Source organism: Dictyobacter kobayashii, assembly GCF_003967555.1.
GTDB classification, from domain to species: Bacteria; Chloroflexota; Ktedonobacteria; order Ktedonobacterales; family Ktedonobacteraceae; genus Dictyobacter; species Dictyobacter kobayashii.
The window spans coordinates 5,944,969-5,967,820 of the sequence record NZ_BIFS01000001.1 but is presented as its reverse complement, the minus strand read 5'-3'; the positions used below and the strand labels follow the sequence as shown (position 1 = coordinate 5,967,820).

21 protein-coding genes are annotated in these 22,852 nt (G+C 52.8%); 7 read left to right on the top strand and 14 right to left on the bottom strand.

Annotated elements, in window-relative coordinates; genetic code table 11:
* Positions 1 to 10: 10 nt before the first annotated feature.
* From EL645_RS26635 to EL645_RS26620, 4 genes are all read left to right on the top strand, one after another.
* Positions 11 to 640 (top strand): hypothetical protein, encoded by a 630-nt coding sequence (locus tag EL645_RS26635; RefSeq protein ID WP_126553854.1) that lies wholly within the window; start codon positions 11 to 13, stop codon positions 638 to 640.
* A gap of 481 nt (positions 641 to 1,121) precedes the next feature.
* On the top strand, positions 1,122 to 3,053 hold the full coding sequence (locus EL645_RS26630) for an alkyl/aryl-sulfatase (RefSeq protein ID WP_218032028.1): 1,932 nt from the start codon (positions 1,122 to 1,124) through the stop codon (positions 3,051 to 3,053).
* Between the two features lie 605 nt (positions 3,054 to 3,658).
* A complete protein-coding gene (locus tag EL645_RS26625; RefSeq protein ID WP_126553850.1) occupies positions 3,659 to 3,931 on the top strand; it encodes a hypothetical protein in 273 nt (90 codons plus the stop codon).
* A gap of 30 nt (positions 3,932 to 3,961) precedes the next feature.
* A complete protein-coding gene (locus tag EL645_RS26620) occupies positions 3,962 to 4,774 on the top strand; it encodes a hypothetical protein (protein WP_126553849.1) in 813 nt (270 codons plus the stop codon).
* Positions 4,775 to 4,876: 102 nt separating this feature from the next.
* Here the strand turns inward: EL645_RS26620 and EL645_RS26615 are convergent, their stop codons facing one another.
* The 3 genes from EL645_RS26615 to EL645_RS26605 form a co-directional block, all read right to left on the bottom strand.
* Positions 4,877 to 5,194, bottom strand: a complete 318-nt coding sequence (locus EL645_RS26615) for a helix-turn-helix transcriptional regulator (protein ID WP_126553847.1) — start codon at positions 5,192 to 5,194, stop codon at positions 4,877 to 4,879.
* Positions 5,195 to 5,384: 190 nt separating this feature from the next.
* Positions 5,385 to 6,626 carry an NAD(P)-binding domain-containing protein gene (locus EL645_RS26610; RefSeq protein ID WP_126553845.1) on the bottom strand — a complete coding sequence of 414 codons (1,242 nt, stop codon included), beginning with the start codon at positions 6,624 to 6,626 and terminating at the stop codon, positions 5,385 to 5,387.
* A gap of 53 nt (positions 6,627 to 6,679) precedes the next feature.
* On the bottom strand, positions 6,680 to 7,921 hold the full coding sequence (locus EL645_RS26605; protein WP_126553843.1) for an FAD-dependent oxidoreductase: 1,242 nt from the start codon (positions 7,919 to 7,921) through the stop codon (positions 6,680 to 6,682).
* A 490-nt stretch (positions 7,922 to 8,411) separates the two neighbouring features.
* On the opposite strand from EL645_RS26605, the gene EL645_RS26600 reads away from it, so the two are divergent.
* Positions 8,412 to 9,140 carry a 3-keto-alpha-glucoside-1,2-lyase-like domain-containing protein gene (locus tag EL645_RS26600; RefSeq protein WP_126553841.1) on the top strand — a complete coding sequence of 243 codons (729 nt, stop codon included), beginning with the start codon at positions 8,412 to 8,414 and terminating at the stop codon, positions 9,138 to 9,140.
* A gap of 87 nt (positions 9,141 to 9,227) precedes the next feature.
* Here EL645_RS26600 and EL645_RS26595 read toward each other — a convergent pair whose 3' ends face one another.
* The 4 genes from EL645_RS26595 to EL645_RS26580 all read right to left on the bottom strand — a co-directional run bounded on the left by EL645_RS26595 (position 9,228) and on the right by EL645_RS26580 (position 13,952).
* Positions 9,228 to 9,668 (bottom strand): EamA family transporter, encoded by a 441-nt coding sequence (locus tag EL645_RS26595; RefSeq protein WP_246035592.1) that lies wholly within the window; start codon positions 9,666 to 9,668, stop codon positions 9,228 to 9,230.
* Positions 9,607 to 10,194 carry a DMT family transporter gene (locus EL645_RS26590; protein ID WP_126553837.1) on the bottom strand — a complete coding sequence of 196 codons (588 nt, stop codon included), beginning with the start codon at positions 10,192 to 10,194 and terminating at the stop codon, positions 9,607 to 9,609. Before EL645_RS26590 ends, EL645_RS26595 begins: the two co-directional genes overlap by 62 nt.
* Before the next feature lie 141 nt (positions 10,195 to 10,335).
* Positions 10,336 to 12,813, bottom strand: coding sequence for an MBL fold metallo-hydrolase RNA specificity domain-containing protein (locus EL645_RS26585; RefSeq protein ID WP_281276419.1), 2,478 nt, complete (start codon positions 12,811 to 12,813; stop codon positions 10,336 to 10,338).
* 92 nt (positions 12,814 to 12,905) lie between these two features.
* Positions 12,906 to 13,952, bottom strand: a complete 1,047-nt coding sequence (locus tag EL645_RS26580) for an MBL fold metallo-hydrolase (protein ID WP_126553833.1) — start codon at positions 13,950 to 13,952, stop codon at positions 12,906 to 12,908.
* Between the two features lie 312 nt (positions 13,953 to 14,264).
* Between EL645_RS26580 and EL645_RS26575 the strand changes: the two genes are divergently transcribed.
* Both EL645_RS26575 and EL645_RS26570 read left to right on the top strand, forming a co-directional pair.
* Positions 14,265 to 14,666, top strand: coding sequence for a VOC family protein (locus tag EL645_RS26575; RefSeq protein ID WP_126553832.1), 402 nt, complete (start codon positions 14,265 to 14,267; stop codon positions 14,664 to 14,666).
* Positions 14,667 to 14,954: 288 nt separating this feature from the next.
* Complete coding sequence (locus tag EL645_RS26570) at positions 14,955 to 15,731, top strand: class I SAM-dependent methyltransferase (RefSeq protein ID WP_126553830.1); 777 nt, start codon at positions 14,955 to 14,957, stop codon at positions 15,729 to 15,731.
* A gap of 307 nt (positions 15,732 to 16,038) precedes the next feature.
* On the opposite strand, the gene EL645_RS26565 is transcribed toward EL645_RS26570, so the two are convergent.
* The 7 genes from EL645_RS26565 to EL645_RS26535 form a co-directional block, all read right to left on the bottom strand.
* On the bottom strand, positions 16,039 to 16,608 hold the full coding sequence (locus EL645_RS26565; RefSeq protein WP_126553828.1) for a HEAT repeat domain-containing protein: 570 nt from the start codon (positions 16,606 to 16,608) through the stop codon (positions 16,039 to 16,041).
* Between the two features lie 361 nt (positions 16,609 to 16,969).
* The gene (locus EL645_RS26560; RefSeq protein ID WP_218032027.1) at positions 16,970 to 17,653 is read right to left on the bottom strand and encodes a methyltransferase family protein; all 684 of its coding nucleotides are present in this window, start codon (positions 17,651 to 17,653) and stop codon (positions 16,970 to 16,972) included.
* 244 nt (positions 17,654 to 17,897) lie between these two features.
* Entirely contained in the window at positions 17,898 to 18,359 is a 462-nt protein-coding gene (locus tag EL645_RS26555; RefSeq protein WP_126553826.1) for a hypothetical protein, read from the bottom strand.
* A 380-nt stretch (positions 18,360 to 18,739) separates the two neighbouring features.
* A complete protein-coding gene (locus EL645_RS26550) occupies positions 18,740 to 20,875 on the bottom strand; it encodes a hypothetical protein (protein ID WP_126553824.1) in 2,136 nt (711 codons plus the stop codon).
* Positions 20,876 to 20,928: 53 nt separating this feature from the next.
* Entirely contained in the window at positions 20,929 to 21,699 is a 771-nt protein-coding gene (locus tag EL645_RS26545; RefSeq protein WP_126553822.1) for an SDR family NAD(P)-dependent oxidoreductase, read from the bottom strand.
* Between the two features lie 11 nt (positions 21,700 to 21,710).
* A complete protein-coding gene (locus EL645_RS26540) occupies positions 21,711 to 22,598 on the bottom strand; it encodes an enolase C-terminal domain-like protein (RefSeq protein ID WP_126553820.1) in 888 nt (295 codons plus the stop codon).
* Entirely contained in the window at positions 22,589 to 22,852 is a 264-nt protein-coding gene (locus tag EL645_RS26535) for a hypothetical protein (RefSeq protein ID WP_126553818.1), read from the bottom strand. The genes EL645_RS26540 and EL645_RS26535 overlap by 10 nt, the downstream gene beginning before the upstream one ends.

The following is a 22,852-nucleotide window of genomic DNA, read 5'->3' as shown; positions in this document are numbered from 1 at the left end:
AACTATACACATGCCGATGACCCAGATCGCCACCCTGATGGCGATCCCGATTGCTGGTGTTTGTCTCATTATTTCTATCCGGGCATTTTATAGCTATTCACTGTCACGTAGCGATATGTTATTTGTGCTGGGATTGGCGATGGCTTCTATTTCTTTAGGAACATTTGTTGGCGTGATTGGTGAGACCCATCTGGGCGGCAACACCTTTAGCACTGATTGGGCTCGCACATATGGGGCCTGCTGCGGTGGACTCTTTATTTTTCTTAGCTCCCTCGTGAAGTCACAGGCACAGATGCAGCAACTTAAGCGCGCTCAGATTATCGCGCTAGCTTTATTGCTAGTCGTTATTCTGCTGACGCCTCTCTATCCATCCATCAAGAGTCCTCAACTCTCACTGATCTTGAATGGGCTGCGCATGCTTATCTATGCCTGCGCCTTCATTCGCTACGCCATGCTCTATACCTCTAAAGCGACGCGCTTTAGCTTCATGATGAGTATAGCTTTTCTAGTACTCGTCATTGGCTATGGCCTGAATATTCCAGGTATGTTTCAAACAAGCCTGATCTTTATAACTGTAATCGCGGCCACAGTACGTATTATTGCCTACCTGGGTCTGCTGCTCGCCTACTCCATCGGCTAACCCCATCTCACTCAGGTCGTGAGGATGTCCGCATCCTCACGACAACCTCTCTATCATTGAAAGTTTAACACTGATAGTTTGCTCGCTACCATCCAAAAACAGCCCACGATAGGAAGAGCCATACACCCCGAGAGATTAGCCAGCGTTAAGTAGATTATTCGCCATTGGGAGACACAGATGGCCAAGCCCAATAAATCCGATCGTTTCACTCATTTTTATTAATCCTTCTACATTGTATCCCATAACTTTTTTTATGAGGTGTTGTAGAAAAGGTGCATCGCACCTTTTCTACAACACCTCATAAAACGAGTGCGGGCGCGGAGGCGCACGCCCGCCCGGGAACAACACTTTATGCTTCAGCCGAAGCATAAAGATCCAACCTTTGGATGATGTTTTTTCTCTGTACATGCACTATAAAGAGATGCAGTCAATGACTGTGTCAACCATTTGAGCACACTAACGATGAGAAAGGATCATAAAGTTGTTTAATTCTAAACAAAAAACGTCACAGACCAAATCCGCACCTTCAGCAGCCTCCTCAATCACACAGGAGGCGAATGCCCGTGTCCTGAGCCAGCTGCCGTTTGAGCAAAAAGAAGACTTTGAGAACGCTAAACGCGGCTTCATTGGAACAATTACGCATAAAACGATCAAAAATGAACATGGGGATGTTATCTGGGATCTCGGAGCATATGATTTCCTCTCATCTGCGACTGCTCCTCCTACGGTCAACCCTAGTTTGTGGCGCCAGGCCCAACTTAATTGTAATCATGGGCTTTTCAAGGTCACTGATCGGATTTACCAGGTCCGTGGCCTGGATCTCTCCAATATGACGATTATCGAGGGTGATACAGGTTTGATCATTATTGATCCTTTGACGACCCTCGAAACCGCCCACGCTGCCCTGGATCTCTACTATAAGCATTTCCCCAAAAAACCTGTGCAAGCGGTCATCTACACCCATAGCCATACCGATCACTATGGTGGGGTGAAAGGCGTCGTTTCTGAGGATGATGTTACGTCCGGCAAAATACCGATCCTGGCTCCTGAGGGCTTCCTTGAAAACGCGATTAGTGAGAATGTGTTTGCCGGTAATGCGATGAGTCGGCGCGCACTCTATATGTATGGCATGATACTTCCCAAGAGCGTGCAGGGACAGGTGGACGCAGGACTGGGCAAAACCGTTTCGCTGGGTACGGTAACCTTGATCCCTCCCACGGATACTATTCATCAGACCGGTGAGAAACGCACTATCGATGGCGTGAAGATGGAATTTCAGCTGGCACAGGATACTGAGGCCCCTTCTGAAATGCTGATCTACTTTCCTCAATTTCGCGCGCTCTGTGCGGCCGAGGATATGACCCACAATTTGCATAACATCTATACCTTGCGTGGGGCAGAGGTGCGCGATCCGGTCTCCTGGTGGAAGGCCATTAATCAAGCCATCGAGAATTTTGGCTCTCGTACCGATGTGGTTTTCGCACAACATCATTGGCCGACCTGGGACCAAAAGAATGTCCTGAACTTCTTTGAGAAGCAGCGTGATATGTACAAATATCTCCATGATCAGGCGATGCGCCTGATAAACAATGGCTATACCATGCTGGAGGTAGCTGAGATGATCCAGCTCCCTGAGAGCCTGGCTAAAGCCTGGTATAACCGGGGATATTATGGGAGCGTCAATCATAACGTCAAGGGCATCTATCAGAAATACCTGGGCTTCTATAGCTCTAATCCAGCGGATCTGCATCCACTCCCGCCTGAAGCGGCCTCCCAAAAGTATGTCGAGTATATGGGTGGCCCTGAGAAGGTTATGCAAAAGGCCCGGGAATCATTCAATGCTGGCGAGTATCGCTGGGTGGCACAGGTCATGAATCACGTTGTCTTTGCCCATCCCGATCTGCAAGCAGCCCGCGAACTCCAGGCTGCTGCCCTTGAACAACTTGGCTATCAATGTGAGAACCCTACCTGGCGCAATGAATACTTGATGGGAGCACTTGAACTACGCCACGGCGTTCCACAAGTTCCCACGACGAAAACTGATAGTCCTGATGTCGTCAAGGCGATGCCCATCGATATGTACTTCGACTTCATGGGCATTCGACTTAATGGCCCCAAAGCAGCCGGCAAATCCATTACGGAGAATATACACTTTAGCGATGTCAAAAAAGACTACGCTCTACAACTCAAAAATAGCGCCCTGACCTATACACCCAACAAGAAATTCGCGCACCCCGATGCCACAATCACCCTGACCCGAGCGATCATGGACGCGATAACGCTGGGTGCCACCACCTTTGAACACGAAATAGAATTTGGCGCTATCCAGATCAAAGGCAACAGGGACAAGGTCTTTGAAGTCCTTTCTTGCCTGGACACCTTCGAACCATCATTTAACATCGTCACTCCCTGACCCCAACCCGGCTAGCGCTCACCAGATGGCTGGCTGGCCCTTTGCTTACCTGCTTATGTAACTTCTAATTGTTTATAATGCGATATAGAAAATGCACATCACGCATTTTCTATATCGCATTATAAGAATATATCTTATCCCCAAGATCTCCGCTATCTTCACGCCTGAGTTTGAGCGCCAAAGGCGCTCAAGAAGTATTCTTGTGTGATACAAAAAGTGCGCCCGGCGTACTTTTTGTATCACACAAGAATAAAAAGCGCGGGCGCGCATGCGCACGTCCACACAAGAGCTGCACGCTTCCCAGTGTAATGAAAGCCAGACACATTCAAAGAAGAGAGTATCAGACTCTCATGATCATCGCCTGCAGCCTGCACGAGTTTTCGCACTTGCGGTGCTCAGAAAGTCGTTTCTATGTTGGTGCAACAGGGGCGCGGATGCGCCCCTGTTGCACCAACATAGAAAACCAGCGCGGCCGCGCATGCGGACGCCCGTGTGGGAGCGCTCGAGCGTCCCGGTAAGATGAGAGTCTGACACTCTCAAACAAATAGAAAACATGTTAATATCTGGATACCATCCAAAACTACCGGAAGAAATGGGGATATCTTATGCCTTTACAGCCAAATGGTGGAAATTTTTTGATGCCCGTTGAAACCGAGGCCGATGTCCGCGCATTGTTTGAGAAGGCTCTCTCGCTCTCTCAAACAACTGGCGCCTTCACCAGAGAGCGTTGGCGCGCCGATATTGAGGATCACTTCTACTATGTTGGAGCTATTTGTCCACAGCATTTTCGCCCACTCCAAACTGAAGCAGTCAATCTCCCAGGCCAACAACTCGCCTTCTTGAGATTTTCTTTTCCAACCTGGCTCTATCTGCTTTAAGCTGCTCCAGATAGCTGTGTTGAGCAGTTAGTGCGGCGCCTCTATCATACAGATCAGGATTGTCCAACCTACCTTCTTGAGTATATGCTGGCCGCCATCGGCACGCCAGCAGCCAGGGCTGCAATGGCGGAATACGCTACCAGCACCCACCGGCAGAAAAATTTCATGGACCTTGGCTTCTGGCTTCCAGCCGATGGAAAAATTGCGGAAGCTCGCTTTACACAGCACCGCAGTGCGCTACGTTTCCAACCCGTTGCTGATACGCTAACACCCGAAGAACTTATCAAGCTACCTCATCCGGTTGGACTTCCCATATCCCTGGTTGCTGAAGAAAAAGCCCAAACAATGATTTCATGGCATTACTTAACCCTCGATCTTACTCAGGTCGCTGGTCTGCCTACCCTGGCCTTCTCACGCGCTCACCTTGTCAGTCCGCTACATACTGGTTCATGGACACTCTTCTGCACTATTTCAGAGCAAAACCTCTATACACAGGCAAAGCTGTCTACCTCCGAGGATGAGGATCCAGAGCAGCTTGCTTTACTTCGAGCACAGACTATCAACTATCAAGATGCCGGCAAGGGGGAACTTCGCCTCTTACCCTATGATGATCAGCTGGTGTATCGCAATGGTCATACACAATCAACCGCACATGTATATGGAGATGTTGGAGGGCCACCCCTCGGTCTGAGTGAGAATCCTAGTTGCCCAATCTGTGGTAAATTGATGTTTCATCTGTGCACCATTGCCAGCACGCTCCGTGAATATGGCGCTGGTTTCCGGAGCGCCTTTTTGTGCGAAGATTGCCAGCAAGTCGCCTCTCAATCCAGTGGTTGGAATTAACGCTTGCTTCTACTACTATATCTTTTGACCTGTTGTATCTAATACATATCATCGAGGCAACAAACGTTCATGCATCTATGGATATCGAAGGCAAAATAATAGTCAGACAGTCGGTGTGGTGTTCTTTTGCTCTTGAGCTGTGTTTTTGAGCAGCAGCATAAGGAGGTCACTTACCTGTTGTCCATGCTGCGCCGGGTGACGCAGTGGTCGATCAAGATGAATCTGGTAGCGATTGCTGCGCCCCACACGTATGCGCTGAATATAGCCATCCTCTTCTAGATCGCTCAATATACGCTGTACGGCGCGTTCCGTAATACCTACCATTTCGGCGATCTCTCTGGCGGTCAGGTGATTATTGTCCGCTGTGCAAAGAAAGACCTGAGCATGATTCGTTAAAAAGGTCCATCCTGGCTTCGCCATACGATTCTCCCTTCTGTAGACGATCTTTCTTTCGCGCTATATCCTTCGTTCTTGTGTAAAAACGAATATTTGTCTACTTACTATTTCAGATTATCGTTGCATCCACAAGAGAGAGGCGAGTTCTAACGTGTGGCTGAACATAGCTAAGCCGCTGTCCAGCCACACGCCCGCATATCTGACGAAGAGATTTTCAGACTGCTTTGCCGGATTTTCGCTGTATAGCCGCTGTGAGACGACGAGCGGTCGCATCGGTACCCACCACAAAACGGAAAAGAGGACCAAAACTGGGCACGGACGAGAGTCCGGTGAAGTAGAGACCGGCAACGCTGCTTTCAAACCAGCTTGAGAGGATCGGTGCCCCGTTTGCGGTCTGGATTGCGGCCAGCAATGAAGGGTCGAGCATGGGTAACCTGGCTATGTCAACCTGATAGCCGGTCCCCAATAACACGTGATCTACGATGAGGTCCTTTCCTTCTGGTGTAAGAGCTAGCCTGATGCCGTCTTCTCGTTCGTCGATCCTTTCTGGCTGCTGATTCTCATGGAAAACCACCTTGTCAAGCAGGCGCGGTTGCAACCAGGCGGCTCCTGCCGGGCCGTAACGCCCACGACCTCGGAATAAGCGCGCCTTAGCGGACTCAGGTAGAGCATGAAACACGTAGGGGAAATGCTCTAGACCCCAGGGAAACCAGCCAGAGGCAATGCCAGCACGTGGCTCGCGTATCCTTTCCATCAATGATCGTTTACGCGGAAGGTCCACTGGAAGCCATCTGAGCGGGGAACGCGAGACCACGTGGACCTCGGCTCCGTTCTCATGGGCAAGGGCGGCGGCCTCTAACGCTCCCTGACCTCGACCAATAATGGCCACACGTTGACCGCGAAATTTGTCATAGCTATTATGCTGTGAGATGTGTGAGACACGCTCTGGCGATAGGTGCGCATACTCGATGGGATGATTAACATAATAGCCCGTACCAACAGCCATGATGACCGCCCGACTGGTGATACTGCGACCATCGGCCAGCTCGATCTGAAAACGTCGGTTCTGGCCTCTGACCTGCGTAACTTGCACCTCATCAACATTAGGGACTGCGTGCTGCTGAAACCAGTGGCCGTAATCGGCGAAGACGGCTCTGGGTAGCGGCCAGGGCTGGGGCATCTGTTTCTCTTGCAAGTAACGGGCGAAACTGTAATGCCCTTTCGGATCAGAAAGGCTGGTGGCCCACCAGGAAGAACGCAGCAGCATATCCTTCGGAGTGGCATCTCTCCAGAAGCTGAAGGGTTTACCGAAAACCATCACATCTCTGCCCCTGGCTCGCAGGTGAGCAGCCGCCGTGAGTCCATAGGGACCAGCCCCGACAATCGCCACTTCCACAGAGGGCGAGGACTCGGAGCTGGCAGAGGCCATACCTTGCCTCTGGATCAGGGTGCTCATAATTCTTCTCTTTCTACATAATTGTATAGATGCATGCTAGAGATTTCTGTCTATTACACTCGTGCCGCCACGGTCAAGTCGCGGGCAATAGCAGAGGAAACACGCTTCGCGGCTGCGTCCGCCCCGATTACAAATCGATACATAGGGCTGAAACTGCGCACTGACGAGTAACCAATAAAGTAGAGGCCGGGCATACTGGATTGAAACCATGTGTTCAATACAGGTGAACCCTGATAGGTCCGTACAGCTTCGGTGATTGTCGGATCGAGCATCGGGAGACGCTTGAGGTCTGCCTTGAAGCCGGTCCCCAGGATGACATGATCAACCTCAATCGATTTGCCAGTTGAGAGCTTGAGTGTGACGCGCTCCCCACTCTCTTTGGCCTCTAAAATTGCTGTCTCTTCCAAAATCTGGACCTTGCCGAGCAGGCGCGGCTTCAACCAGTGCGAACCAGCCGGGCCGTGGGTTGTATCAACCAGCGTATCCCTGCGCTCCTGTGGGAGGCGCTGCAACATGTAAGGGTACTTTTCAAGCAAGAGGTTCATCCAGCTACTGCCCATACCAGCTTTAGGCGCGCGTAACTGTTGCAGCCACGGTGGCAATTTGCCACTGGCAACTTTGACCCACTTTAAAGGACTGCGGCTGATGATCTGGACGTTGGCACCCGCTTCTGCTGCCAGCGCCGCTGTTTCCAGGGCCGCTTGCCCGCGTCCAATGATCGCGACCTCTTTCCCTGCAAAGTCTCTGAAATGCTGATGATCAGTCGAGTGGGAGACCAGGTTCGAGGGCAACGCACGGTATTCTTCGGGAATATAACGATAGTAATGTAATCCGGGCGCCATGACAATAGTACGACTGGAAAGGATTCGGCCATCAACCAGTTTGACGGTATAGTGTCGATCATTGCGCTCGATCGAGGAAATATATGTCTCGTCAAGGTCGGGAACCGCATGCTGCTGGAACCAGAGCGCATAATCAATAAATGTTTGGATGGGCAACGGATCAAGGGAGGGGCTTGGCTCGATTCCTTGCTCGATCAAGTAATGCTTGAAGGTGTATTTTTGAGCAGGATCAGAAAGGTTAGAGGCCCACCAGTAGGAGCGCAACAGCATCCCTTGTGGCATGTGCTCTCTCCATAATAATAGCGGCTTGCCAAAGACCGCGACCTTCAATCCTCGCTGCTTCAAATGGGCCGCCGCCGAGAGCCCATAAGGACCAGCACCAAGTACAACTACATCATATGTGGTATTGGAAACTTCTACAGCCTCTCCGGGTCCGCCTATAATAACACTCATATTTGCCTACTCCTGACTATCCATTTTTAAGCTTCTTAAATTGAAATTCATGGTTTTTTTGTTAACATATACGAAAATTATAACACGACAATAATGTCGTACGTCAAGCCAGATTACTTTTGGAACCCCTCATCCCGGTACCGCTCCATTTTTGAAATACAATGAAATAACATGACAAAAAATCGCCCTCCGCTCACTCTTTTGAGTGTGTCAGGCTCTCATGATTTCCGAGATCTTCACGCCTGAGTTTGAGCGCCCTTGGCGCTCAAGAAGTCTTCTTATGTGGTGCAAAAAGTGCACTGAGCGCACTTTTTGCACCACATAAGAAAAAAGCTCGGGCGCGCCAGCGCACGTTCGCATAGGGTGCTAACCAGGCTGTGAAAAAAGGAACACAAAAAGCGTATCTATATGCATAATATATATGGATAAAAAGCGTAGCTGCTATCAGCAATATATTCCTCCACCAGGAGGTGGAAAAGGACTTTTTAATATGTTCGCTGCCACTCATTCTAAGTGCCGCTACCCAACCGTACGGCGCGGCTACCTGCTACTCTTCACGCTGCTCGGCCTGCTGTCTGCCTGCGCCTCAGGCCCCTCCACCGGTACCTCATCCCCTACCTCGGTCCCTGCAAAGCCTGCACCCACTAAGCAGCCAGCCGGGGTGGTTCTCTACCAATCCAACTGGTCACAGAGCCTGACGAGCTGGCACCCTTCCGCTGGCTGGAAGAAAATCTCCAGCGACACGCTCCAGACCGACCTGGGTGAGAATCGCACGCTCCAACTTCCCTATACTCCAACCATGTCCAACTACGCGGTCGAATACCGGGTCCAGATTGTGAGTGTGCCGAAGGATGGTGGCTATTTTATGCTCAATGCCGATCCGGCGACTGGCAAAGATGGTTATCAGGCCCACATCCTCAACCTGCTTACCACAAGCCACCATGCCTTTTCGGTCCATCCGCTCTCAGAAATAGTTATCGACCCTTTCGAGCATGAGATGGATGATGCCAGCCCGCAAGTCTTAGATTATGATCCCCAGGCGAAATGGCACAACTACCGTGTGGAAGTACAGGGCTCAAGGGTCTTCTTCTACATCGATGGCCATCGAGTCAGCCGCGCCAGTAGCGCCAAAACCGACAGCCTGTCGCAGGGTCCTATCCGCCTCATCTGTGGTAAAGCCATCCTCAACATCGGTCGGATCCGCGTCCTCACCATCTAATCACGCCCAAAAAAAGCGAGGGAGGAACCGTTGTTCCTCCCTCGCCTGGTAACCTGAAAAAGCTTTGCCTGCTGCCCAGGAAGCTCATCATTCTCTGGCCGAGGTCTCTACCAGTGTATCAATGGTGACTTCTGGCTGCGTCAATTTGGGCCTGGTCAGGAACGGGATGGCGCCAGTGGTAGAGAGCCAGGAGCCGGCGATAATCAATAGGAAACCTACGATGGTGGCGATGGTGAGCTGCTCACGCAGGATTGTTACGCCCAGGAGCACGGAGACGGCGGGGTTGACATAGGTGATGACCGTGCCGCGACTGGCTCCCACTTCGGCGATGAGTGCGAAGAAGGTCGGTAAGGCCAGGGCTGTGCAGATCAGGCCGAGGATGAGCAGGCTCACCATGACGCCTGCACTGGGTACCCTGCTGGGGAGCCGCGTCAGAATCAATGGCAATAACACAATAGTTGTGATGCTACACTCGCCGGCGGCCACGGCGACCCTGGACAAATTGACCAGCGGTCGGTTTTTGAGCATCATGGCACCAATCGCATAGCCGGTTGCCGCGAGCAAGATCAATACTGCCCAAGCCACATCTGTCCGTCTCCCCAATGTCGAAGCCCAGCAGGACCACCAGGCCTACCATTCCAACCAGTAGCCCAACCAGGCGTAGACCGGTGACGCGCTCGCTCTTGTCGAAGCCCAGTGCGATCAGCGCGACCAGGATTGGATTGGCGGCGATTAGCAGGCTGGTGAGGGAGGAGGCAACATGTTGTTCACCATAGCTAATCAACAGGAATGCTCCGACCATGTGGATAAGCGAGAAGAGCAGGACAATAGGCCAGTTCTTGAGGAGTGGCCGCAGCGTTTTCTGCCGGGCCGCCATTGGTAACAGTACCATAGCGGCAATCGCGGCACGGGCAAACACTACCACAGCCGGGTCCAGTTCACTTACGGCAATTTTGATAAAGAAATAGGGAATACCCCAGAATACAGAGATGGCGATAAAGAGTAGCCAGCCTTTGCGAGTCATCATTGCTCCTGTAATTTGATACATTTCCATAAATACACCTATTTAAAGAAGGTATCATACAAATGGAGTTGGAACAAGAGCCTTTTTTGTCTATGCTGATGGTGCCATTATCCCGGGCTATGATCTGAAGTTTGTCGGCGTTTTTCATCAATTAACACTCACAAACTTCATTTATGACTCGCTGGTGCCCAGCCTGAGCTCTAATTGCCAGCCGGTGGCTGCTTCGAAGGTGCGCTGGGCCTCTTCTTTGGCCTGCGCACTCATCGCACCGATGCCGGTGAAGGTGATGCGCTGCCGCCCATGGTCGATATTGGGCTTGCCGATGATCTTAGCTTCGATCGGGATTAGCCTGCGGGCAGTGTTTGTGAGCGCTTTCAGGTGCACACGTTCGTGTAGCTCAACATCCCAGCCGGTCTGGGCTTTGATCTCCTGGAAGCGTTGGGCATACTTCACACGCGCACCCTTCGGAAAGTAGAAATGCAGCCATAAGCAGCCACGTTTGGCATCTACGCCGATCTGGTACAGGTCCTCGGCATCGCTGAGGAGCTCGCTGGCTTTGGCCATCGCTTGCACCTGCGAGACGCGGTCCTGGGGGTCGGCCTCGACCAACATCTGTTTGGTGGCTGTCTGCTCCACTGCCACCGCAGTTCGTTGATCTCCATCCTGCTCGTTGGCGGTTATCTCTGGTTCCAGTCTGCGACCATCCCTGGTCGCGGGTGCGGCTTGCAGGGTCATGCCCTGTAACTCTAGCGTCCAGGCTGTCTCTGCTGTGAATTGTCGCTGCGCTTCGTATACCGCTTCGACCTCTGTACTGCCTTTGCATAGCATGCCCACGGTATTGCGATCCCAGTAGATCGAGGGGCGTCCGATCACTTCCAGCCCATCAGGCAACATGCTGTGCGCCATGGTGGCCAGGGCCTCCTGACTCGGGGTGAGAGGATACAGCTGGACGTGCCAGCCTGTGCTCTCTTCGATCTGCTGAAAGATCGTTCCATAGCGTTGCTGCGCTACTTCAGGGAATTCGAAGCGCACCCGCAATACATAGTTGGCTTTCTCCATTCCTACCTTTAGAAAGCCGGCCAGCCCGCTCATTAGCCCTCGCGCGGTACTGATCGCCTGCTGCTCCTGGACAACACTCCCGGCACTAATCGGTGTGGCCGCTACGGGGCTGCTAGCTTGCCTTGCTGGCTGTGCTGGCTGGCTGACGCCTGCGTTGCTGGCGATCGCCAGTGTCCAGCCGGTCTCTTCCTGTACACGTTGCTGGGCGGCCTGTATCTCTTCTTCGCTGGCCTCTCCTGAGCAGTTGAAGCGGATCAGGCGCTGCTCTACAAAGATTGAGGGATTGCCCTGAACGGTGAGTCCGGGCGGTAGCTGTTTCTGGGCGAAGCTACTCATCTCACCCAGGGGCGTATGCGGCGAGATGATAATGTTCACGCCAGTCTCTTCGGCGGCGGCCTCTAGCTGTTCGTGGTAGCGCTCCCAGGCTCCTTCGGGATAGATGAATGTGAGGGTGACATCTCCGCTCTCACCATCTACGCTGCGCCGAATCAGCTCAGGTGGCGTGCCGATGTAGCGCTCTATCGTTGTTAGTATCCAGTTTTGATCTGGCCGTTCACGCTGCTCCGGTTCATTCAGGGCTTCGCGCCATGTGCTGGCCAATCCATAATGAACTGGCCCTTGCCCTTCCACCAGGTCGTCGTACTGTTCAAATAAGCGTGGATGTTGCTGCACGAGTTTGGCTACCGCCAGGCGCTCCTCTACTTTATGCTGTGAGACCCCGGCTAGCTCGCAGAGCTGTGTCAGAGTATAGCTCTCGCCTTCCTGGCAGTTCTGTGCCAATGCATAGGCTGAGAGTCCCCTGCGTATCCTGCGGCCATTGCGTACGCAACTGGTCAGGGTCTCCTTTTCGCTCAGCCCTTCTTCGTAGGGCAGTGGCCCCACCACCTCTAGCAGGGCCCTTAAAGGAAATCTCGTTCGGTCATACGATTCGCCTCTGGGAAAGAGGACACGCAGGGTCTCTCTGGCGTCAATCGCCCGGCAGAAGACCGGCTTGGCGGCGGCCGGATTTGTGCGTAACAATATGATGCGCCCCACCAGTTTGCGCAGTCGGTCCTCTTCAGCATCTTCCTGAGTGCGTCGTACATAATAGGCTTCAGAGATTTCGCCCGCTGGCGTAAAATAGGGCTCGTCGTAGGGCTGCTCTTCTTCCATTACATCCGAGAGCCACATCGCATGTTCAGGGATCGCTCGCTCACCGTACCAGACATTAACCAGGTCTCGCACGGTTACGACCTGGTATGAGGGCACATGCTCCAGGGCCTTCCATAGCTGCTCCAGGTGCGAGGCGTTGAAGATTACGTCGTCTCCGATCCCATAAGGTAGGCTTTCGGGCACGACTACCGTCTCTGCTGCAGGCAAGGACTCTACGCGCTGCTTCTTCTGGCGCACGCTCAGGTCCAGGGTCTCACCATTGCGTGGCAGCAACACATCGGTCTGTTCCAACAATGTCTGCAGGGCCCGCCTGGCCTCGTCGTCTCCATGCACCAACGCCACCCGTCGTGGTTTGAGGTGCGCCGCGTACGAGGCCAACTCTCCTCCATCAGCATGGGCTGAGAGGCTATATTTGGCCACCTTACACTGGACCGCTATCTGCTGTTCTTCGAGTTCCAGGGTCTCTTTCTTGTGCTCGGCCAGGTCGAGCAGCTTTTTTCCTGGCGATTCTTCGTCCTGGTAGCCGGTGATCAGAATCGAGGCATTGGGATTACCAGCGAGCCGGGCGGCATACCAGGCGCTGGACCTCCGGTCAGCATTCCTGAACTGGCGATAATACAGGCGGGCGGCCCATCCAGAATGGTCTGCCGCTCCCTGGCATCGCGTACAAAGTTGACGTTATCGCCCTGAAATGGTAAGAAGCCCTTGCGTATCTGTCGCCCTAGCCGTGGCGTCAAAGCCTCCGGCATCAACTGATAGGCCGTACAGACGCGCCGCACCAGCCCATCAACATAAATCGGAAAGACCGGCACTACCCCTTGTTCCTGCATAGCTTGTAGCAGGAGCAGAATCTCCTGTCCACGCCCTAAACCAAAGCAAGGCAACAGGACATGCCCGCTCTTCAACCCTTCGGCTACCGCCTGCGCCATGCGCTGCTCTTCAGCCTGCCGATTGGGATGCAGTCGGGCCCCATAGGTAGATTCCAGGATCAGCAGGTCGGGCCGCTCGATCTCTGGCGGCACAGCCCCCAGCACGGTCCGCTGCGGCGTCAGGCTCAGGTCGCCTGAGACCACAATGCTCTCTTGCTTGCTGGTAAAGCCCAGACTCATGGCCCCTGCAATATGCCCGGCCCGACTGGTATGGATAGTAATTCCCGGCAATTGTCCGACAGTACAACTCTCCCCAACAGGGATCGGCCTCACCCGGCTCAACATACTCCCCACCAGGGCCGCCGGATAGAGTGGGATCTCCATCTCTTCCACTGCCCGCTTGTTCATAATCTTTAAGGCGTCGGCCAGCATGATCTCCATCAGCAGATGCGTGGCCCGCGATGTATAAATAGGAGCACTCGGAAAGGCCCGGTGCAGCAACGGCAAGGCACCAATATGGTCCGCGTGTGCGTGTGTCACAAAGATCGCCTTGACATCTTTGCCCTCCAGCAGCGCCAGATCTGGCAAAGGATCGGCAGATCGATCCACCCGCACACCAGCATCAACCACAATCCACTGCTCAGCAATCTCTATGGCTACACAACTTGCCCCCACTCCGGCTGCGCCACCTGCGAAAATTACCTGCATACTATCCCATCGCCCTTTTCTAGAACGTATCGCTCATACATCATGCCCATTACTACCTTGTGCTTAAGCATTCTATTGCCTGCACACCACCTTGTCAACGTACCAGTTAAGAACATCTGATTTACTTCGTCTAAGCGGTGAAAAAAACGCAAGATTGAAGAAGTTTTGTCCTTCCTTCTCTGCTAAACTACTCATTGTTGAACACAAACAAGCCTGCCCTTCTCCCTGGTAGCGGAACAAAATTTACACATACACACACCCATGGACTCCGTTCTGAAATCGACGGCGAACAAAGGAAAAGAGGAAGCAATCATGATTGACGGCATAATCGCGACGGTAGTGTTTGTCCAGGACCTGGCCAGATGTACGACATTTTATCGAGACACGCTCAAACTTCCGTATGCAGGAACCGATGCCAATTCTTCAACTTTCCAGTTGCAAGAACGGTACCTGATCCTGCTCTCGGCCTCAGGTGCCACAGACCTGCTCGGCTCAGATCCCAATGAGCTCAAGATCGCTGGAACTCCTCGCGTCGTGCTGGCTGCTGGCGTTGAAGATGTCGACGCTGCCTACGCGGAGCTCAAGGCAAAGGGAGTTACCTTCCTCCGACCCCCAACTGACCAACGCTGGGGGCTACGCACAGCGCACTTTGCCGACCCGGAAGGCAACATCTGGGAGATCAATCAATCCATAGCCTCGAAGACAGAGGGATAGAAAATATGTTATGATATCAGCTCGAACCGTGTAAACAATAAGTCTATCTGACACTCATAACCTCCGCGCCCTTGCCGCTCATACATTTCGCACCTTCGGTGCTCAAAAAGTTTTTTAGAGTGTGTTGCAGAAATGTGCTGTGCACAGCACATTTCTGCAACACACTCTAAAAAACAGCTCGGGCGCGTTAGCGCACGCCCGCAAGGGCAACTCCCCAGGTTCATGGGAATCAGACACTCAGGCAATGGCCGCAGCCATTGCCCCTCTCTACCATAGAAGGACACATCCATGCCACCAGAGCCCAATCATCTACAGGCCAAAGAGGCCACCAGATTCCAGGAACAGAGCATTGTTGACAACTATCAATACCGTTTTCCCTATCCACCCGAAACGTTCAGCATCCTGGCGGATTTGCTCAAGGACCATCCTTATGCTGTGCTGGATGCGGGCACCGGGCTAGGGGACCTGGCCCGACCATTAGCAGCATTGGTAGATCGCGTAGATGCGATAGACCTCTCTTCGCCAATGACACGCAAAGGGCGTTCCCTCCCAGGCGGTCATCATCCCAACCTGCGCTGGACCACTGGCGCTATCGAACAGGTAAAGTTGCGTCCTCCTTACTCATTAATTACAGCCGGCGATAGCCTCCAATGGATGGATTGGGATATTGTCCTGTCCCGCTTTGCCAGCGCCCTGACCCCCCATGGAACCCTCGCGCTTGTCAGTCGCCAGGAACTCTGGCCAGCAAGCATTCAACAACTGCTTGAGCACTACGCCATCCCCCCCACACCATCCCCCTTCGACCTGGCAAAAGAACTCGAGCGCCATCACTTATTCCAACCACAGGGCGAACACACCACCCAGGCAATCACTTATACAGACACAGAAGAAAAAATCCTGGCCGCCTTACACGCACAAATCAGCCTCTCACCACAACGCATGCCCACCACAGCAAATATCACAGCCTTCAACCAAAACGTCCACGACCTCCTTGCGCCCCAAAGCCAAAACGGCCAGCTCAAAATACAATACACAGCCACAATCACCTGGGGCAAACCCCTATAAAGCGCAGGCAACCCTTACGCTCAAAACAAATAATCAAAAGCCCAAAGAAACACAAATTGTACGTGCGAGGCTTGCCCCAGCTTTATCCCTCCTCGCACCAAAAACACCAAGAAACACAAATTGTACGTGCGAGGCTTGCCCCCGCTTTATCCCTCCCCGCACCAAAAACACAAATTGTACGTGCGGGGCTTGCCCCCGCTTTATCCCTCCCCGCAAGCCCCCCCTGATAAACACGAACCGTTTCGTATTTGAGAAACCGCTTTATCCATGTCTGCTTTTTGTTTCCCAGAGGTTACCTGCTTGCTGACTACAAGTCAGGCTTAAAGATTAAATCGTCCAGATCGTGATGCTCATGCTGATAAGAGTGCTCCTCTAACTCTAATTCCGCCAGACCCCTGGCCGCCTCAACACGCACTCCAGGATCCGGGTCCATCTCCTTGCCGCTGAGCGTAGATGCGAGGAGCGCATCTAATTCTTCGTGCCGATGGTGCAGAGCAGACTCCTCCACATCCAATCCCGCCAGACCCCTGGCCGCTTCAACACGCACACGAACATCAGGGTCCTTGCTGGGACCCTTAAGTGTGGCGCGCAGCGTGGCCACTACCCTATCGTCAAGAAAGTCTTTCTCCCGGCGCAAGTGTAGCGCTGTAACGAGTGCAAGCCACACCAGAAACACTACAGTTGCCAGCAGGCCCGCAAGATGCGTCAGAAGCCCAAACGAAAATCCTTCAGAAGTGGTGGACAACCAGTAGAACCCGCCAGCAAGCACACAGAGCACGAGAAAAAATCCAAAGAGGACTAAACTCACTCCTCGCAGGAACCAATCTCTCTGCCTCGATTTGCTCCCAGGCCCGGAGATATTCGCTACCCTTTTCATTTTGACGTCTCCTCCTTACTACCGATCCCTTCCTATCTATCTCAATCAAACACTTTCTCTCCTGACATTCTATAACACGTATATCACGGCTCTATCACTGAATTACAGTAAACCCTCACAAGAAGGTCTCATTTCGAACACAGCTATTTTCAACATTCCAATATACTTACAATCAGCCCTGAATATAACTGTATAATCCTTATGACTTTTTATATAAGATTTTTCACATGACATCTACATTAAGAGAGGCTACCTGGTTGCGATACTTCTCCGTTGTGGGAATTAAAATCAGCAACCAGACAGCCTATACCAGCATAGATAGGAGGCGAATTCATCAGCCAATTGTAAACGCAACCTTATACTACCAGACGCGAGGAATCAAACGGTAGTGTACCCGAGCCATATAGGCATCATAACCAGGCAACCCAACCAGCAGCGTGTGCTCCTCTCGCACCGCCCGCCAGGCGAATAGACCACAGAGAACCAGCGCGAACAAGAGCCCATACACTGACCCCAGCAAGAGAGCTGTCCCCACGAAGAAAAGCAGAAAGCCGCTATACATAGGATGGCGCACATACTGATAAAGACCAGTAGATATCACTTTGTGCTCACGCTCCTTCTGAATGCGCACGGTCGGCGTCAGATAGCCATTTTCCCGAAAGGCCAGAAACATAAAAACAAACGAACCAATCAGGGCCAGCGCACCCACCACCTGAAGCCAGACCGGAACCCACGACCAGTGGAAACGCACAGCGTCAAGCGGCATCAAGGCCAGCCAGACCATGCAGACCACTACCAATGGAACAAACAATCTGTCCCGTTCCGATTGACCTGATTTGAACATACTCATGCGCTCCTCTAGCAATCCAGGATTACGCCTGGACAACCAACGGGCAGTAACACTAACAAAGCCGTAGAGCAAAACCAGAAAGATCCATGCAGCAGGCCACGCGAGAGTACCAGCAGCAAGAAACAGGATCAGCGGAAACATCAATACCTGAAACATTCCCCCTAGCAGAGCTTGAATCGCAAAATTCCTCACCATAACAAAACCTCTTATTTTCATTCATAAAAACAAAGTTTTATATCACTAAAAACATAGTGCCATACAGCTAAGGTTATTGTCAAGTGGCAAAATCAGAGGGATTGAACGAGAAAAGCAAATCTCCACACTCCTGCACAGGATCAAAACAAGCATGATCCTATGGAGCTTGCAACAACGCTTCCAAAGCCACGCTGCAAGTACCCTTAAGCCAGCTCTATCACATTTTTCTTCTTTTCTTATATAATCATACCGCTATCCCTGTGGTACGACTGAAAAGGGCAAAAAAATCCGTTTTCCCCAGAAGAGGTTGACGAACATCCTGAGGATGAAAAAGGTTATCGGTATCAATGAGAAGCCATTCACAACCACTAACCTGTAATTCCATAGTCTTTATAATTGTGGTGCCATTCAAAAACGTCAGCTTATACACTTCTCCATTATCCGAACCACAATTATAACTAGCAAAAGGTGAGATCCCAGGAAGTGCCATGGATGTATCATAAAGTCGCTGTACCGCAGCCGCATCCGTAATACGTTTTTCGAAAGGAGGTAGAGCAGGCTTGTAAGGATCTATGGGACGAGAAACCAGCAATACAGTAGGTTCCGGCTTCGGGCTAACCAGAGACACAACAGTAAAAACTCCAAACGCCAGCACCGCCACTGCCAGTAACGCCAGGCCAACCCTGAATTTTTTTTGCTTCAGCAATGCCCTTAATCTTTTCAACAATATCTTTCTCCCATTTTGATTGAATTCGAACCAGCAAACCAAACTCACAGAAGTCCCGCACTACCAACACCCCAAACACAAAACATCTCCCATCCATACGCCCATGCCTTCTTTGAGTGCTTCTCCAGTAATAGGAATACTCCGCTGCATATTAGATGCCATATTTTGCCCCTCTTCTCTCATTGCCTAAAAAAATTCTCAATCCGCTTAAAAATTAATATATACATATGCACATAATTATAACAACCTATTACTATAAGAGTAAAATAATTACTAACTAGATAAAAAGCGCTTCTCGCGCCCAATAAAAAAGGCGCAGCCTGTATAATATGGCTGCGCCTCTCATCCCATCATCTATATCATTGCGGTGCGTTCAACACATATCCCAATGACTCCTCATAGGTTTGTCCCTCACAGCTGGCATCAATCGATACAAAATGATCATTGCCGGAGCGGCAGCGGTAGATCTGCGTTGTCCCTGTCGCCGAAGCGCTATCGATCCACCCCTCGGTCCGCAGGACGCTTTTTCCCTCGCAAGCAGCATCCAGCGAGACAAAGTGGTCGCTGCCATTGAGGCAACCATAGAGGGCGACCGTTCCGCTCCGACTGCTAGCATAGAGGTAGCCCAATGTCGTCTCCAGATGATAGCCGCCAGCAACCGCGCCACTGGTAATCCAGTGGTCGGGAATGCTGCCGTTGTAGTAGCGGTTCAACGCCGGTGTCCCGGATGCTGTATAGCCGATTGAAGGGTCCCAGCTGGTAGTATCGTAGGTGTTATCACCATTGTTGGCGATCTCGAAGCGCACCACATCATTGGTGTTGACCGCCACGTTGTCCAGGTTGGCTTCAATTCCTACTTGATCATTGTAAGCAATCGTCTGTGGACCCCAAATGACGCTCCCGTTTTTGGTGATGCGTGCCACAACACCATTGCCGCCGCTGATATCGCCTTTGAGGACTCGGCTGCGGATGCTGATCGTCCCATTGCTTGGTGCCGTCCAGGCCCGTCCTACCCAGCATTGTGAGCAGGCATCGGGATGCATGCCAAACTGGGTAATCTGGGGAACGCTCGCGGCAGTGGGCTTCCAGGTGCTGCTGCTCGCATCGTAAGGCAGGTTGCTCCAGCTCGCTCCATCATTACTATACTGATACGACCAGCCATGCTGCCCCTGTGTTCCACTATAGTCGTTGCCCGCGTTGTAGAGGGCGCTGGACACAGTGGCCTGTATATTATTGGTCAGGGTGAAGCCGCTAAAATTAGCCCCGCCAGAGGTGGTGGTCAGGCCCGCTGGCTCAGAGTAGAGATTATCACGAATGGTACCAGTTGGCGTGATATCTGTCCCTAGACGCTCGATGCCGCCATTGCCATTGTTTGAAAAGACGTTTCCAGCTACCTCACTATTGGTGCTGTGGTCACTACTGCCGTGGATGGCCAGGAACTCGATGCCGGCCCCGGCATTCCCGGCGATATAGCTATCGCGAATGCGTACCTGGTCGTTGCAGCACTCATAATCAAAACCGGTCTGGTCTGGTGAACTGGTATTGGGAACATTGGTCATAATGCTGTTCACAAACGAGACGTTCTGTAGTCGACCGAAGATGATACCAGCTGTCCCTGAGTTACTGTGGCAGGCACCCTCATCGTTCAGGCGTGAGTTAAATATCGTCACGCTCTGCATATTGACCAGGCGCATGCCCTCGTCACAGCCGGCAGCCGGACCATTGTCGTCATGTAGATAGAGACTGCTCATGGTTACGTTCTGCACCAGGTTGTGGCCATCCCCGCCATCACTGGATGTCAGGCCATTAAACCAGTCGAATGAGATGCTGTCCTGGTTGTGTGTGCCTTCGATGTTGCTGAGTGTGACATTCTGCAACGCGTATTGCGTCGAGGTAAATGATACGTTGCCGGTAATCTCGATACCCGCCGAGTTCCAGATACGATCATTCTGTCCGCTGGTCGTGTTCCCCTGGTGGATACCACGGATGTCGTGCACATAGATATTGGAGAATTGCAGACCCTGGTGCGCTAGTGTGTCGTAATAGACCAGGATGCCGGTGCCTGCGGAGCCGATCTCCAGGTTGTTGACGCTCCAATAGGATGGGTCGTTCATGCGGATGGCTCGGTCGGCCTCGTTGCCGTTGCGGATAATCTTTGGTTGCGCCCCCGAGCCGTAGGCATCGATCGTTGCGTAGCTGCCCGCCGCACCCGAGCCATTAATGGTCATCTGCTGATTCCAGCTAGCCCCGCGTGCCAGTAGTATCTGGTCTCCAGGACCAAAAGTATGGCTATTGATGGGCGTAAAATCACACCAGGGGGCGCTCTGCGTAGTTCCAGCCCCGGCATCATTGCAGTTGGAGCCGCTCTGGTTGTTGACATAATACGTTGTACTATTCGCATAGGCGACTGGGAACGTGGCCGGGTTGAGTGAGAGCAACAGGATGGTAATCACACAGGCGCTGCCGAGCAAAAATCCCAACTTCCTTATTGGCATATGCTTCTCCTCCTTTGAGAGATTACGTGTTTCAATGGCTCTTACTAAGAGCACTACACGACGAGGGCTCCCCCTTCAATTGGCAATACAATGCTGGTGATAAATGATGCTTCGTCCGAAACAAGATAGAGGACGCCGTTGGCGTAATCCTGCGGCTCTCCCTGGCGCTTCATCAGGCTGTAGTGCTGGATGCGGGGTACGCCGCTCTTTTCCCAGGCTTCGCGCTGTTCCTCAACGTTGGCGTTGATGGCGGTGGCCGCACCCAATGGGGCGACGGCGTTGACGCGCACGTTATAGGGGGAGAGCGCCACTGCCAGCGCCCTGGTCAGGGCGTCTACACCACCTTTGGAGGCGATGTAGTGGATCTGGTGTGGACTACAGATCTGGGTTGAGACGGTGGAGATGTTGATGATGACGCCGCGTTGCTGTTCTATCATCACTGGCGCGACGGCCCGTGCCAGGTAGAACATACCGCTCAGGTTGACGTTTAGCGTTTTCTCCCAGACCTCATCGGTAATCGAGAACAGGTCCCGGAAGGGGCAGATGCCCGCGTTGTTGACCAGGATGTCGATGCGACCATAGCTTGCCTGGACCTGCTGGACGGCGGCGTTGACCTGCGCGGATACGGATACGTCGACTTCGATTGTCTGGGCGCGCCGCCCTAGCTTTTCGATCTCGCGCACTACCTCGGCCGCTTCTTCGTCGAGCATCCAATCCAGGATCGCGATGTCCGCGCCATGGGCCGCCAGGGTGCGTGCGATGCAGGCCCCGATCCCTCGTGCGCCTCCGGTTACAATCGCCACCCGACCATCTAGTTTGTGCATGCGCTCACTCCCTATGCCTGTTCCAACACGTCTTCATTTAAGCTGATACCTAGCCCGGCTGCCTCGCTCGGTCGGATGCGCCCATGCGCTGGATCAGGTACACCCAGTACGCCAGCCACCGGTCGCCCGCTATCACGGTTCCAGGTGCGCACCCATTCAGCAAATGGGCAGTTAACCTGGCTCTTGATCAGGTGGAGTCCGGCCGCCTGCAAACCACCTGCATGCGGGACGACGATCAGGCCCCAGGCAGAGGCCATGGCGCAGATTTTGCGGGTCTCGCTGATGCCGCCAACCCAGTTGATGTCTGGCTGAAAGACTGAGATGGCCCCCGTCGCCAGCAGGTCTCGATGACCCCAGCGTGAATATTCATGTTCCCCGGTTGCCAGGGCAACTGGACCTGTGTAGCGCGCCAGTTTTTCATAGCCCTGGATGTTGTCTGGGGAGAGCGCCTCTTCGATCCAGCGCACACCATAGGGTTCAACCAGGTCGATCATGCGGATGGTGTACTCTACATCCCAGGCCATGTAGCAGTCGAGCATGATGTCGCGCTTGTCGCCGATGCGCTCGCGGCATTCTTTGACCAGGTCGCGATTCTTGAGCAGTCCCTCGCGTCCATCGGCCGGACCATATGGCATGGCCAGTTTGACGCCGAAGAACTCGTGGTTGTCCCAGTCGACGCGGTCATTGGTCGTCTCATAGACTAGCATGTCTTCTTTGGTGGCCCCGCCCAGCAGTCGGTAGACCGGTTGCTGCAAGGCTTTGCCGAAGATGTCCCAGAGGGCGCAATCAACGGCACTGATGGCGAACATGCTTAAACCTTTACGCCCGTAAGGGAGTGAGGCGCGAAACATCTGGTCCCACAGGCGTTCGATATCGGTTGGATCTTCACCTACCAGCAAACGCGCAAAGTGCTGCTCGATGATGATCCGTACGGCCTCCCCCCCATCGGCGTCGCCAATCCTTGCACACCATCATCGGTCTCGATGATGACGGCCAGACCCCCAAACGGTGCTGTCCAGGATGAACGACGGGCCGCGTAGCGGGGATAGGGCGACATCGGGTTGGCAATCACGCTTTCTGAGAGCCAGGAGGGCTGCGAAGCAATTTCTTTTTTTAGACGCAATGGTCGACAGTGGATAGCGGTGATTTTCAT

What these genes read in the sequence shown, in the direction of transcription:
- EL645_RS26575 (WP_126553832.1), top strand. Translation starts at nt 14,265, where the DNA reads ATGATTGACGGCATAATCGCGACGGTAGTGTTTGTCCAGGACCTGGCC.
- EL645_RS26595 (WP_246035592.1), bottom strand. Translation starts at nt 9,668, where the DNA reads ATGCTCAAAAACCGACCGCTGGTCAATTTGTCCAGGGTCGCCGTGGCC.
- EL645_RS26610 (WP_126553845.1), bottom strand. Translation starts at nt 6,626, where the DNA reads ATGAGCACCCTGATCCAGAGGCAAGGTATGGCCTCTGCCAGCTCCGAG.
- EL645_RS26535 (WP_126553818.1), bottom strand. Translation starts at nt 22,852, where the DNA reads ATGAAAATCACCGCTATCCACTGTCGACCATTGCGTCTAAAAAAAGAA.
- EL645_RS26550 (WP_126553824.1), bottom strand. Translation starts at nt 20,875, where the DNA reads ATGCCAATAAGGAAGTTGGGATTTTTGCTCGGCAGCGCCTGTGTGATT.
- EL645_RS26605 (WP_126553843.1), bottom strand. Translation starts at nt 7,921, where the DNA reads ATGAGTGTTATTATAGGCGGACCCGGAGAGGCTGTAGAAGTTTCCAAT.
- EL645_RS26570 (WP_126553830.1), top strand. Translation starts at nt 14,955, where the DNA reads ATGCCACCAGAGCCCAATCATCTACAGGCCAAAGAGGCCACCAGATTC.
- EL645_RS26560 (WP_218032027.1), bottom strand. Translation starts at nt 17,653, where the DNA reads ATGGTGAGGAATTTTGCGATTCAAGCTCTGCTAGGGGGAATGTTTCAG.
- EL645_RS26635 (WP_126553854.1), top strand. Translation starts at nt 11, where the DNA reads ATGCCGATGACCCAGATCGCCACCCTGATGGCGATCCCGATTGCTGGT.
- EL645_RS26545 (WP_126553822.1), bottom strand. Translation starts at nt 21,699, where the DNA reads ATGCACAAACTAGATGGTCGGGTGGCGATTGTAACCGGAGGCGCACGA.
- EL645_RS26590 (WP_126553837.1), bottom strand. Translation starts at nt 10,194, where the DNA reads ATGGAAATGTATCAAATTACAGGAGCAATGATGACTCGCAAAGGCTGG.
- EL645_RS26565 (WP_126553828.1), bottom strand. Translation starts at nt 16,608, where the DNA reads ATGAAAAGGGTAGCGAATATCTCCGGGCCTGGGAGCAAATCGAGGCAG.
- EL645_RS26615 (WP_126553847.1), bottom strand. Translation starts at nt 5,194, where the DNA reads ATGGCGAAGCCAGGATGGACCTTTTTAACGAATCATGCTCAGGTCTTT.
- EL645_RS26600 (WP_126553841.1), top strand. Translation starts at nt 8,412, where the DNA reads ATGTTCGCTGCCACTCATTCTAAGTGCCGCTACCCAACCGTACGGCGC.
- EL645_RS26625 (WP_126553850.1), top strand. Translation starts at nt 3,659, where the DNA reads ATGCCTTTACAGCCAAATGGTGGAAATTTTTTGATGCCCGTTGAAACC.
- EL645_RS26580 (WP_126553833.1), bottom strand. Translation starts at nt 13,952, where the DNA reads ATGCAGGTAATTTTCGCAGGTGGCGCAGCCGGAGTGGGGGCAAGTTGT.